Source organism: Staphylococcus sp. 231237_7MaSpsaltlick (assembly GCF_043107035.1).
Genome location: NZ_JBICNX010000026.1, coordinates 34,736 through 47,535, shown reverse-complemented (window position 1 = coordinate 47,535; position 12,800 = coordinate 34,736). Strand labels below are relative to the sequence as shown.

The 12,800-nt window shown below is 33.7% G+C and carries 11 protein-coding genes; 8 read left to right on the top strand and 3 right to left on the bottom strand.

All coding sequences use genetic code 11. The annotated features are described in order from the left end of the window. The coding region (locus ACF91D_RS26005) for an ATP-dependent Clp protease ATP-binding subunit (protein WP_392437972.1) at window positions 1-2,011 on the top strand (2,011 nt) is incomplete at its 5' end. A gap of 574 nt (window positions 2,012-2,585) precedes the next feature. Here ACF91D_RS26005 and ACF91D_RS26000 read toward each other — a convergent pair. After that, entirely contained in the window at window positions 2,586-2,777 is a 192-nt protein-coding gene (locus tag ACF91D_RS26000) for a YjzD family protein (RefSeq protein ID WP_042739802.1), read from the bottom strand. Window positions 2,778-3,006: 229 nt separating this feature from the next. Between ACF91D_RS26000 and ACF91D_RS25995 the strand changes: the two genes are divergently transcribed. Both ACF91D_RS25995 and fabF read left to right on the top strand, forming a co-directional pair. Continuing rightward, window positions 3,007-3,948 (top strand): beta-ketoacyl-ACP synthase III, encoded by a 942-nt coding sequence (locus ACF91D_RS25995; protein WP_107527687.1) that lies wholly within the window; start codon window positions 3,007-3,009, stop codon window positions 3,946-3,948. 11 nt (window positions 3,949-3,959) lie between these two features. After that, window positions 3,960-5,204 (top strand): beta-ketoacyl-ACP synthase II, encoded by a 1,245-nt coding sequence (gene fabF, locus ACF91D_RS25990; RefSeq protein WP_107527688.1) that lies wholly within the window; start codon window positions 3,960-3,962, stop codon window positions 5,202-5,204. Between the two features lie 46 nt (window positions 5,205-5,250). On the opposite strand, the gene ACF91D_RS25985 is transcribed toward fabF, so the two are convergent. Continuing rightward, window positions 5,251-5,625, bottom strand: a complete 375-nt coding sequence (locus ACF91D_RS25985) for a DUF3899 domain-containing protein (protein WP_107527689.1) — start codon at window positions 5,623-5,625, stop codon at window positions 5,251-5,253. A gap of 245 nt (window positions 5,626-5,870) precedes the next feature. Between ACF91D_RS25985 and opp3b the strand changes: the two genes are divergently transcribed. From opp3b to ACF91D_RS25960, 5 genes are read left to right on the top strand one after another with little or no spacing between them, the layout of a single operon-like run. Further along, a complete protein-coding gene (gene opp3b / locus ACF91D_RS25980) occupies window positions 5,871-6,797 on the top strand; it encodes an oligopeptide ABC transporter permease (RefSeq protein WP_107527690.1) in 927 nt (308 codons plus the stop codon). Then, the gene (gene opp3C / locus ACF91D_RS25975; RefSeq protein ID WP_107527691.1) at window positions 6,797-7,864 is read left to right on the top strand and encodes an oligopeptide ABC transporter permease; all 1,068 of its coding nucleotides are present in this window, start codon (window positions 6,797-6,799) and stop codon (window positions 7,862-7,864) included. The genes opp3b and opp3C overlap by 1 nt, the downstream gene beginning before the upstream one ends. 17 nt (window positions 7,865-7,881) lie before the next feature. Further along, the gene (locus ACF91D_RS25970; RefSeq protein WP_107527692.1) at window positions 7,882-8,967 is read left to right on the top strand and encodes an ABC transporter ATP-binding protein; all 1,086 of its coding nucleotides are present in this window, start codon (window positions 7,882-7,884) and stop codon (window positions 8,965-8,967) included. Continuing rightward, on the top strand, window positions 8,954-9,892 hold the full coding sequence (locus tag ACF91D_RS25965; RefSeq protein WP_107527693.1) for an ABC transporter ATP-binding protein: 939 nt from the start codon (window positions 8,954-8,956) through the stop codon (window positions 9,890-9,892). Before ACF91D_RS25970 ends, ACF91D_RS25965 begins: the two co-directional genes overlap by 14 nt. A 30-nt stretch (window positions 9,893-9,922) precedes the next feature. Next, the gene (locus ACF91D_RS25960) at window positions 9,923-11,587 is read left to right on the top strand and encodes a peptide ABC transporter substrate-binding protein (RefSeq protein WP_392437966.1); all 1,665 of its coding nucleotides are present in this window, start codon (window positions 9,923-9,925) and stop codon (window positions 11,585-11,587) included. A gap of 100 nt (window positions 11,588-11,687) precedes the next feature. On the opposite strand, the gene trpS is transcribed toward ACF91D_RS25960, so the two are convergent. Further along, complete coding sequence (gene trpS, locus ACF91D_RS25955) at window positions 11,688-12,680, bottom strand: tryptophan--tRNA ligase (protein ID WP_107513061.1); 993 nt, start codon at window positions 12,678-12,680, stop codon at window positions 11,688-11,690. Window positions 12,681-12,800 lie beyond the last annotated feature (120 nt).

Genomic DNA, 12,800 nt, shown 5'->3' with positions numbered 1-12,800 from the left:
TGTGCTAATTGGTGAACCGGGTGTAGGTAAAACAGCAATCGTAGAAGGATTAGCACAAAGAATTGTGAAAAAGGACGTGCCAGAGTCATTATTAGACAAAACAATATTCGAGCTTGATTTAAGTGCACTTGTTGCAGGTGCGAAATACCGTGGCGAGTTTGAAGAACGCTTAAAAGCCGTATTGAAAGAAGTTAAAGAGTCAGATGGAAAAATCATCCTATTTATTGATGAAATCCACATGTTAGTAGGCGCAGGTAAAACTGAGGGCGCAATGGATGCAGGTAACATGTTGAAACCCATGTTAGCACGCGGTGAATTACATTGTATTGGTGCAACAACACTTAATGAATATAGAGAATATATTGAAAAAGATTCTGCATTAGAACGTCGTTTCCAGAAAGTAAATGTATCAGAGCCTGATGTAGAAGATACAATTTCTATTTTACGTGGTTTAAAAGAACGCTATGAGGTATATCATGGTGTTAGAATTCAAGATAGAGCACTTGTTGCAGCTGCAGAATTATCAAATCGCTATATTACGGATCGATTCTTACCTGATAAAGCAATAGATTTAGTCGACCAAGCTTGTGCTACGATTAGAACAGAAATGGGTTCAAATCCAACTGAATTAGATCAAGTTAATAGAAGAGTAATGCAGTTAGAAATTGAAGAGTCTGCATTGAAGAATGAATCAGATAATGCAAGTAAACAACGTCTGCAAGAGTTACAAGAAGAATTATCTAATGAAAAAGAAAAGCAAAATGCAATTCAATCACGTGTTGAAGAAGAAAAAGGTAAAATTGCTAAGCTTCAAGAGAAACGCACTGAATTAGATGAAAGTAGAAAAGCATTAGAAGATGCTGAGAACAACTATAACTTAGAAAAAGCAGCAGAATTACAACATGGTAAAATACCAGAACTTGAAAAAGAATTACAAGAAATGGAAGCTGCATTCCAATATGAGCAAAATGGAGATAGCGACCGTATTATCAGAGAAATTGTTACAGATGAAGAAATAGGTGATATCGTTAGCTCATGGACAGGTATTCCTGTTTCTAAATTAGTAGAAACTGAAAGAGAAAAATTACTAAATCTTGCAGATATACTACATGAACGTGTCGTAGGCCAAGATAAAGCAGTAGATTTAGTAGCTGATGCTGTAGTAAGAGCAAGAGCAGGGATTAAAGATCCTAACAGACCAATAGGCAGTTTCTTATTCTTAGGTCCAACTGGTGTAGGTAAGACAGAGCTTGCTAAATCGTTAGCGTCTACTTTATTTGACTCTGAAAAACATATGATTCGAATTGATATGAGCGAATATATGGAGAAACACTCCGTTTCAAGATTAATTGGTGCGCCTCCAGGTTATGTTGGTCATGATGAGGGTGGTCAACTCACAGAAGCGGTTAGACGTAATCCATATTCAGTTATTCTGTTAGATGAAATCGAAAAAGCACATTCTGATGTATTTAATGTGTTGCTACAAATACTAGAAGAAGGACGTTTAACTGATTCTAAAGGTAGAGCAGTAGACTTTAAAAATACAATTATTATCATGACTAGTAACATTGGTTCTCAGATCTTACTTGAAAATGTTAAAGATGCCGGTGTAATTACAGAGAATACTGAAAAAGCAGTTATGAATAATTTAAATCAATATTTCAAACCAGAAATCATTAATCGTATGGATGATATTGTTTTATTCAAACCATTAACAGTTAATGATATGAGTTTAATCGTAGACAAAATTTTAACACACTTAAACATTCGTTTGATGGAACAACGTATTTCAATAGAAGTGTCAGATGCAGCAAAACAATGGTTAGGCGAAGAAGCATACGAACCACAATTCGGTGCAAGACCATTGAAACGATTTGTACAACGACAAATTGAAACACCATTAGCACGAAAAATGATACGAGAAAACTTCCCAGAAGGTACAACAATCAGCATTGATTTATCTGAAGATGGTTTAACATTCGAAGAACACAAACCACAACCAATACAATAATCTTAGGAATAAAGTCTGGGATCTAAATACCTAGCATTAAGCCCATCAAAGATCAAAAATCTTTGATGGGCTTGTTATTTTTATCAATATTGCGTATTGTTATTGCTTGCTTACCAAAGGGGCTGGGTCGAGCATTTATCGCGCCACGCATCTTTCTCCCTCAGTTGTCTCGCAAACGATACGCAGTTCTTATATGTTAGCACTACAAAAAATTAGACACTTTATAATGAATTAATTGAAACAGAAATTATCTCTGAGATTAAACAAGAAATGAATAACAGGTTAAGAGACGAAGATTTAAATAAAATCACAAATCAGCTATTTTAGTCTGAAAGAATAATGTCTCAAACCCTATATTGTTATTAAATAAAATTTTCAGATATTGACCACACATGATAAATGTAGGTGTTATGTCTTGTTAAGAAAGACTGTGCATCATACAAAATATAAAGTTACAAAAAAATATTCACCCATTAACATCCAACTCATTGATACATATGATGCATATGATTAGCTTAATTAATCATGCATTAACAAAAAAAGACAAGCCTTTGTACTGGCTTGTCAAAATACTTTATGATTCTTTAGATTGTTTGGTAGAAGGTTTTACAACCAAATCAAATAATGCAATCAGAATTGTAAATACGACTGCTGCAATGATTGGTGTAATTAAATTTAATGCACCGCCACCATCTAAACTGTTTAATACAAAATTAACCATCTCTAATAATAGAACAGCCCAAAATAACACTGCGAGGTATTTCATTATGTAATGCCTCCAATTTAATATATATAGTTACATTATAAATAAGAAAGCGCTATTTGTATAGTATTTATCAGCAGAATATATTCATTTGCATTGTACAAAGATTTTCTTTAATTTATAATAAAATAGGTATTTCACCTACATATTAGTCATAGTTCTTGTATTTCAAATGTGTATTATGTTAAATTAATACCTGGTATTAAAATTATAATTAAGAAGGTGTTCAACTATGAACGTGGGTATTAAAGGTTTCGGTGCATACGCTCCAGAAAATGTTGTAGATAATGCCTATTTTGAAACATTTTTAGAAACATCCGATGAATGGATTTCAAAAATGACAGGAATTAAAGAAAGACGATGGGCTAGTGAAGATGAAGAAGCATCGGATTTAGCTTATAAAGCAAGTTTAAAAGCAATTGAGGATGCAGGTATTGAAGCATCTGATATTGATATGATTTTAGTGGCAACATCGACAGGAGACTATCCATTTCCAACCGTTGCCAATATGTTACAAGAAAAATTAGGTACCGGAAAAGTAGCATCAATGGATCAATTAGCAGCATGTAGTGGGTTTATGTATTCAATGATCAATGCAAAGCAATTTGTACAATCCGGTGATTATAAAAACGTATTAGTTGTCGGTGTCGACAAATTATCAAAAATTACAGATTTAACTGATCGTTCGACTGCTATTTTATTTGGTGATGGCGCAGGTGCTGCTATTATTGGAGAAGTATCGGAAGGGCGAGGTATTTTAAGCTATGAACTTGGTTCAGATGGTTCTGGCGGAAAATATTTATACTTAAATCCTGAAAACGGCAAAATCTTTATGAATGGTCGTGAAGTATTTAAATTTGCTGTAAGAATTATGGGCGAAGCTTCTACAAATGCAGTTGCTAAAGCAAATCTTCAACCAGAAGATGTTGATATGTTTGTACCACATCAAGCAAATATTCGAATCATGGAATCTGCACGAGAACGCTTAGGTATTCCAAAGGAAAAAATGAGTGTGTCAGTTGATAAGTATGGTAATACTTCAGCTGCTTCAATTCCTTTGAGTATTGCTCAAGAATTAGAAAATGGAAAGATTAAAGACGATGATGTCTTAGTGTTAGTTGGATTTGGTGGTGGCCTAACATGGGGTGCTGTCACACTAAGATGGGGAAAATAGGAGGATAAAATATGAGCAAAGAACAACGTGTAGTGATTACAGGAGTTGGCGCATTATCACCTCTAGGAAACGATGCAAAAACTAGTTGGGACAATGCGTTAAACGGAGTAAATGGTATTGATACAATTACTAGAATAGATACTAAAGATTACAATGTTCATTTAGCTGGAGAATTAAAAGATTTTAATATAGAAGACCATATTGATAAAAAAGAAGCGCGCCGTATGGATAGATTCACACAATATGCAGTTGTAGCAGCTCGTGAAGCAGTCAAAGATGCTAAATTAGATATCAACGAAGACAATGCGAATAACATTGGTGTGTGGATTGGTTCAGGTATTGGTGGCATGGAAACATTTGAAATTGCACATACCCAATTATTAGAACGTGGACCAAGACGTGTTAGCCCATTTTTCGTACCTATGTTAATTGCTGATATGGCAACTGGCCAAGTATCAATAGATTTAGGTGCAAAAGGTCCTAACGGTGCCACAGTTACTGCTTGTGCAACAGGTACAAACTCAATCGGTGATGCATTTAAAATTATCCAACGTGGTGATGCAGACGCTATGATTACAGGTGGTTCTGAAGCTCCAATTGCACATATGGCCATTGCTGGATTTAGTGCTAGTCGTGCATTGTCTACAAACGACGATAAAGAAACTGCATGTCGACCATTCCAAACTGGTAGAGATGGATTTGTTATGGGTGAAGGTGCTGGTATTGTCGTACTTGAATCATTAGAATCGGCACAAGCACGTGGTGCAGAAATTTATGCAGAAGTTGTTGGATATGGTTCAACAGGAGATGCACACCATATTACTGCGCCAGCTCCAGAAGGAGAAGGTGGTGCACGTGCGATGCAAGCAGCATTGGATGATGCTGGTATTGAACCTAGTGATATTCAATATATTAACGTACATGGTACAAGTACGCCTGTAGGTGATTTGACTGAAATTCAAGCGATTAAAAATACATTCGGTGAAGCAGCACAATCACTTAAACTAAGTTCAACTAAATCTATGACAGGTCACTTACTTGGTGCTACTGGTGGTATAGAAGCAATCTTCTCTGCATTATCAATCAAAGATAGTAAAGTTGCACCAACAATTCACGCTGAAAGTCCAGATCCAGAATGTGATCTTGATATTGTACCAAACAAAGCAATCGATTTAGATATTACTTATGCAATGAGTAATAGTTTAGGCTTTGGTGGTCATAACGCAGTGTTAATATTCAAAAAGTTTACTGATTAATAAATAATATAAAAGAGGATGTATCCGTTAATGGATGCATCCTCTTTTATATTGTAAATGCGAGTATAATACTGAGAATAAAATAGATTAAATTAATGATAAAACCGCTAATAACCCACGTTTCAACGATATATTGTTCTCTCTTTACCTGTTTTGGTTTAAAGAATTCATCTTCATCTAATGCTTGTCGTTTCTTTTTATTTGAAAGTTGATATTTTAATCTACGAAAGCCATAACTCGTTGGGTCTAATATACCTTCCTGAACAACTATTAACACAAATAGAATAATGGTTAATATAGTAGCAATATAAAAAAGTATATTAACAAAATGAGTAAAATGATGTGTACCAAAAAGCCATAAAATGAGTGAAATCAAAGGTGTTAATAGTAACCATATTAGTAAAGTTTGCTTTTGTCTCATTTGATTGCCTCCATTATTTATTAAATTAATTGTAACTTAATAGAACTAAAAAATGAATATTTAAAATTAATTAACCTTTTATATCAAAGGATTAATGGGATTATAAATAGATTTGTTTAACAATTCTTTATTAATGTAAAGCAAAACAATATTGCGCAATAGATGAAGGGAATATATAATAGTTATTAAATATTTCTGAAAATTTAGAAAGAAATGTTTATTCTGTTACTAAAGGGGGATTAGTTATGCTTAAATATGTATTAAAACGATTAGGATACATGGTTATTTCTTTGATTGTAATAATGACAATAACATTTTTCCTAATGAAATTAATGCCAGGTTCACCATTTAATGATGCTAAATTAAATGACGAACAAAAGCATATTTTGAATGAAAAGTATGGTTTGAATGATCCAGTACCAGTTCAATATTTAAATTATATGAAAAATGTTGTTACAGGTGATTTTGGGAACTCGTTCCAATATAATAATCAACCAGTATGGGATTTGATTAGCCCTAGGTTGATACCATCACTAGAAATGGGACTTACAGCGATGGTTATTGGGATAGTATTAGGTTTGATTTTAGGAGTTGCTGCAGCAACCAAACAGAATACATGGGTTGACTATACAGCTACTTTTATATCAGTTATTGCAGTGTCAGTGCCATCTTTTGTACTTGCTGTATTATTACAGTATGTATTTTCTGTCAGATTACAGTGGTTCCCAGTAGCTGGTTGGGAAGGGATTTCTACAGCTGTACTTCCTTCACTTTCACTGTCGGCAGTAATAATAGCTACAGTGGCTAGATACATAAGAGCGGAAATGATAGAAGTGTTAAGTTCAGATTACATTCTGTTAGCTAGAGCGAAGGGTAATTCAACGATGCGTGTGTTATTTGGTCATGCATTACGAAATGCATTAATACCAGTAATCACAATTATAGTGCCAATGCTAGCAAGTATCTTAACAGGAACATTAACAATTGAAAATATATTTGGAGTACCAGGTCTCGGGGACCAATTTGTGAGATCTATACAAACGAATGATTTTTCAGTAATCATGGCAACAACATTATTATTTAGTACCTTCTTTATTGTTTCTATATTTATTGTAGACATACTATATGGAATTATAGATCCAAGAATTAGGCTGCAAGGAGGTAAAAAATAATGGCTGATAAAAGAGATGAAAAACTAAATGGTGATTATTCTAATGCAGTAATGACGCATACATCGGATGCAATTGCAGCTTCTGACTTTGTTGCAGCAAAGCAAGATATAGAAAAAGAACCAGAAATGCAACGTGAAAGTAAAAACTTTTGGCAAGATGCATGGGCGCAATTAAAAAGAAATAAACTCGCAGTTGTTGGTTTAATAGGTTTGATTATTATTATTCTATTTGCACTGATTGGACCATTATTTAGCTCGCATGACTATGTTGAACAAAATGTTGAAGAACGTAATTTACCTGCAAAAATACCTGTACTTGATAAAATACCATTCTTACCTTTCGATGGTGAGGGCGTTGATGGCAAGAGTGCTTATAAAGAAGCTGGCGCTGATGATAATTATTGGTTTGGGACAGACCAATTAGGCCGTGACTTGTGGTCTAGAACTTGGCAAGGTGCTCAGGTATCATTATTTATTGGTGTAGTAGCAGCATTGCTAGATATCTTTATTGGGGTAATATATGGTGCGATATCTGGGTTCTTCGGAGGTAGAGTAGATGATATCATGCAACGTATTATTGAAATTATAGCTTCTATTCCAAACTTAATTGTTGTTATTTTATTTGTACTAATATTTGAACCATCTATTTGGACAATTATTCTAGCTATGGCGATTACTGGTTGGATAGGCATGAGTCGTGTCGTACGTGGTGAATTTTTAAAATTGAAAAACCAAGAATTTGTAATGGCATCGAGAACATTAGGTGCTTCGAAATTTAAGTTGATATTCAAACATATTCTACCTAATACATTAGGTCCTATCGTAGTTACATCTATGTTCACTGTACCTAATGCAATATTCTTCGAAGCGTTCTTAAGCTTTATCGGTATAGGAGTACCAGCACCTAAAACATCTTTAGGTTCACTTGTGAATGATGGTAGAGCAATGTTATTAATTCATCCACACGAATTATTTATTCCAGCGATAGTATTAAGCTTATTAATATTATTCTTCTATTTATTTAGTGATGGATTACGTGATGCATTTGATCCGAAAATGCGTAGATAATAAAAGGGGGCAACATTATGTCAGAAAGAATATTAGAAGTAAACGATTTGCATGTTTCCTTTGATATCGACGCAGGGGAAGTGCAAGCAGTAAGAGGTGTAGATTTTTATTTGAATAAGGGAGAGACTTTGGCGATTGTAGGTGAGTCTGGATCTGGGAAATCCGTTACCACTAAAGCGATAACAAAGTTATTCCAAGGTGACACTGGTAGAATTAAACAAGGTGAAATCATCTTCTTAGGAGAAGATTTGTCTAAGAAGTCAGAAAAGGAATTAATAAAATTAAGAGGTAGAGACATCTCAATGATATTCCAAGATCCCATGACATCACTCAATCCAACAATGAAGATTGGTAAACAAGTAATGGAACCATTAATGAAACATAAAAATTATAGTAAGTCTAAGGCTAAAGAAAGAGCATTAGAAATTCTAAATCTTGTCGGTTTACCTAATGCCGAAAAAAGGTTTAATGCATATCCACATCAATTTTCAGGTGGGCAAAGACAAAGAATCGTCATCGCAACTGCGTTAGCATGTGAGCCCAAAGTATTAATTGCTGACGAACCTACAACAGCATTAGATGTTACGATGCAAGCTCAAATTTTAGATTTAATGAAGAAATTACAAGATAAAATTAGCACATCAATCATCTTTATTACACATGATTTAGGTGTAGTGGCAAATGTTGCTGATAGAGTTGCTGTAATGTATGGTGGCCAAATGATTGAAACAGGAGATGTAGATGAAATATTCTATGATCCGAAGCACCCTTATACATGGGGACTATTATCATCAATGCCAGATTTAACAACTGGTACAGATACTGAGTTATTGGCAATTCCTGGTACACCACCTGATTTACTACACCCACCAATTGGTGATGCTTTTGCTGAACGTAGTACGTATGCGCTGGAAATTGACTTTAAATCACCACCGCCATGGTATCAAGTGTCACCGACGCATTTCGTGAAATCATGGTTGTTAGATGAGCGTGCACCAAAGGTTGAGCCACCAGAAATGGTACAAAAACGTTTGCGTAGTATGCCTAATAATTTCGACAAACCTCAACAAGTAGAAAGGGTGTCGTTTAATGAAGCAAAATAATGAAGTGTTATTACAAGTTAAAAACTTAAAACAGTATTTTAACGAAGGTAAGCATAATGAAGTGAGAGCTATAGAAAATATTTCCTTTGATATTTATAAAGGTGAAACATTTGGTTTAGTTGGTGAATCTGGGTGTGGAAAATCTACTACGGGTAAAGCGATTATTAAATTAAATGATATTACAGATGGTGAAATCCTATATGAAGGTATTGATATACAAAAGATTAAAAACCGTAAAGATTCATTGAAATTTAATAAAAAAATGCAAATGATATTCCAAGATCCATATGCATCATTAAATCCTAGACTAAAAGTTATGGATATCGTTGCAGAAGGCATAGATATACATAAACTCGCAACGAGTACGAGAGATCGTAAAAAACGTGTATATGATTTATTAGAAACTGTAGGGTTAAGTAAAGAACACGCCAATAGATACCCACATGAATTCTCTGGTGGCCAACGTCAACGCATTGGTATTGCTAGGGCCCTTGCCGTAGAGCCAGAATTTATAATTGCCGATGAACCGATTTCTGCATTAGATGTATCGATTCAGGCACAAGTCGTTAATTTACTATTAAAATTACAAAAAGAAAAAGGGATTACTTTCCTATTTATTGCACATGATTTATCCATGGTGAAATACATTTCGGATAGAATTGCGGTTATGCATTTTGGGAAAATTGTAGAGTTAGGTTCTGCCGATGAAATTTATAATAATCCATTACATCCTTATACAAAATCTTTGCTCTCAGCTGTACCACAACCAGATCCAGAAAGTGAAAGATCAAGAAAAAGAACTTTTTATAAAGAAGAAAAGAATAATGAAGAACAAAGTTTTTATGAAATTCAACCAGAACATTATGTTTTGTGTACTGAGAGTCAAAAGAATAAATTTAAAGAAGAATTTAGTGTAAATTCTTAATAATAAATATTAGAGATGGGGGGATGACATATGAATTTTAAATATTTTAAAGTAATAGCCATGTTAGTTGTTGCATCGTTAATTTTATCTGCATGTGGCAATAGTAGTGGCAGCACATATAATGGCGATGGACAGGTTTTACGTAAAGTCCTACCTCAAGATATGACCACATTTGATTCAGCACATGCAACTGATAATATTACATTTGATATGTATAACCAAGTATATGAAGGGCTTTATACATTAGATGGTAAAGATCAAGCTAAACCAGCACTTGCAGATGGGAAACCCAAAGTAAGTAATGGTGGGAAAACTCTAGAAATAAATATAAGAAAAAATGCAAAATGGTCTAATGGAGACCCTGTTACCGCAAATGACTTTGTTTATGCATGGAAAAGAGTGTTAAATCCAAAAACAGCTTCTGAATATGCCTATATTATGTATGACATAAAAAATGCTGAAGATATCAATATGGGGAAAAAGAAACCAGATACATTAGGTGTTAAGGCAATTAATAAACATAAAATAAAAATTGAACTTACTAAACCAATTCCATATATTAAAGAATTACTTGCATTCGGAACTTTTATGCCAGTAAATCCAAAAATTGTAAAAAAATATGGTGAAAGATATGGAACTACACCAGACAAAACTGTATTTAATGGTCCTTTTAAAGTGACAAATTGGTCACCTGAAGACAAAATTCAACTAGTTAAAAATAATAAATATTGGGATAAGAAAGTCGTTAAATTAGATAAAGTAAACTTTAAAATCCTAAAAGATAGTCAATCAGGCGCTTCATTATATGATACGGGGTCTGTAGATGATACCATTATTACTTCAGAACAAGTTGATAAATATAAAGATAGTCCTGCTTTAAATAAACGACTACTAGCATTTACTTATTTTATTAAAATGAACGAAAAAACAGTTCCTGCCTTTAAAAATCAAGATTTTAGATTAGCAGTAGCGAAAGCAATTAATAAAAAAGAATATGTTAACGATGTATTAAATAATGGCTCAACGGTAATGGATAAATTTACCGCTAAAGATACTTTCTTATCACCTAATGGTGAAGATTATACTAAAGGTGTACATTCGCCGTTGAAATATAATCCAAAAGAGGCTAAGAAGCATTTAGATAAAGCTAAAAAAGCTTTAGGTCAAGATAAAATAGCATTTACATTAAATACAAATGAAACACCGGCTGATAAAGTGGGAGCACAATATTTGAAAAATCAAATTCAAACTAATTTACCCGGGGTAACTGTAAATATTAAATCAATGCCAGGTAAACAAAGAATTAGTTCTGAATTATCGGGTAATTATGTAAGTTCCCTTTCTGGTTGGGGTCCTGACTATGCCGATCCTCTAACTTTCCTTAATATCATGACAACAGGAAATTCACAAAACAATACTGATTGGGGAAGTAAGAAATATGATAATGCGATTAAAGAAACAAATGGTTCGCTGTTAAAACAAAAAGATAAAAGAGATCAAACACTTAAAGAAACAGAGGAATATATGCTAAAACAAGCACCAATAGCTCCTGTATTCCAAAAAGGGGAAGCACACTTAACAAATCCTCAAGTTAAAGGTGTTATTTATCACAAAATCGGTGGAGATACCAACTTAAAATATGCCTATATAGATAAATCCATCGATAGAGAAACTGGAAAAAAGAAAGATAAATAAATTTAATGACCTAACCTTTACTCAAGGTTAGGTCATTTTTGAAACTGAAAAAAACTGTCACCAAACATCACGGTTTGTTGACAGTTTTTATAAATAATATTTATCTTTTGCGTCCAAGACCCATAGCTTTTTCCATTTTTTTCAATGTTTTAAATGAAACTTTTTGAGCTTTGTCGCGACCTTTATCTAAAATATCATCTAACTCTGAAGAATTGAAGTAGCCTTCATATTTTTCTTGGAAGTCTGTTAAGAATGTTTTAACGATTTCAGCAAGGTCTGTTTTAAATACACCATAATTAGAATCTTTATATTTTTCAACGAGTGCATCTATTGATTCGTCAGTTAAGCTTGAATAAATAGATAATAAGTTTGAGATACCTGGTTTATTTTCTCTATCGAATTTAATAACGCCATCAGAATCAGTTACAGCACTTTTTATTTTCTTAGCTGCCACGTTTGGTTCATCTAATAATGATATAAAGTTTTTTTGATTGTCATCGCTTTTACTCATTTTTTTAGTAGGATCTTGTAAACTCATCACACGTCCGCCAACTTTTGGCATTCTTATTTCTGGTTTCACTAAAATATCATTATAACGTGAATTGAAACGATCAACTAAGTTACGAGTTAACTCTAAATGTTGTTTCTGATCATCTCCTACCGGAACGATATTTGTATTGTAAATCACGATGTCTGCTGCCATTAAAGGGGGATATGTTAGTAATCCTGCTGGAACACCTTCAGATGATTGTTTCGCTGATTTATCTTTGAACTGTGTCATGCGTTCTAGTTCGCCAATTGAAGATATCGTCGTTAACATCCAACTTGCTTGAACGTGTGCAGGAACCTCAGATTGTATAAATAATGTAGATTTATCTGGGTCTATGCCTGCTGCTAAATATATTGCTGCAAGTTGTCGTGTTTGTTTACGCAATTTTAAGCGGTCTTGTGGCATAGTGATTGCGTGTTGATCGACGATGCAAAAGAAACAATCGTAATCGTCTTGGACTTCACGAAATTGTTTCAATGCACCAATGTAATTACCAAGTGTTGGAATTCCGCTTGGCTGGATACCTGAAAATAATGTTTCCATTTTATGATGCCTACTTTCTAAATTATTATTTTATGCATATTACGTATAGTATAACAGTATTTCTTTCATTTGTAAGTTATGTTAGACTAAACATATATCAATATTTTTAACAAAAAATTG

Bases quoted from the DNA above. Each gene is read 5' to 3' on its own strand.
- ACF91D_RS26000 (WP_042739802.1), bottom strand. From the start codon at position 2,777: ATGAAATACCTCGCAGTGTTATTTTGGGCTGTTCTATTATTAGAGATG.
- ACF91D_RS25995 (WP_107527687.1), top strand. From the start codon at position 3,007: ATGAACGTGGGTATTAAAGGTTTCGGTGCATACGCTCCAGAAAATGTT.
- fabF (WP_107527688.1), top strand. From the start codon at position 3,960: ATGAGCAAAGAACAACGTGTAGTGATTACAGGAGTTGGCGCATTATCA.
- ACF91D_RS25985 (WP_107527689.1), bottom strand. From the start codon at position 5,625: ATGAGACAAAAGCAAACTTTACTAATATGGTTACTATTAACACCTTTG.
- opp3b (WP_107527690.1), top strand. From the start codon at position 5,871: ATGCTTAAATATGTATTAAAACGATTAGGATACATGGTTATTTCTTTG.
- opp3C (WP_107527691.1), top strand. From the start codon at position 6,797: ATGGCTGATAAAAGAGATGAAAAACTAAATGGTGATTATTCTAATGCA.
- ACF91D_RS25970 (WP_107527692.1), top strand. From the start codon at position 7,882: ATGTCAGAAAGAATATTAGAAGTAAACGATTTGCATGTTTCCTTTGAT.
- ACF91D_RS25965 (WP_107527693.1), top strand. From the start codon at position 8,954: ATGAAGCAAAATAATGAAGTGTTATTACAAGTTAAAAACTTAAAACAG.
- ACF91D_RS25960 (WP_392437966.1), top strand. From the start codon at position 9,923: ATGAATTTTAAATATTTTAAAGTAATAGCCATGTTAGTTGTTGCATCG.
- trpS (WP_107513061.1), bottom strand. From the start codon at position 12,680: ATGGAAACATTATTTTCAGGTATCCAGCCAAGCGGAATTCCAACACTT.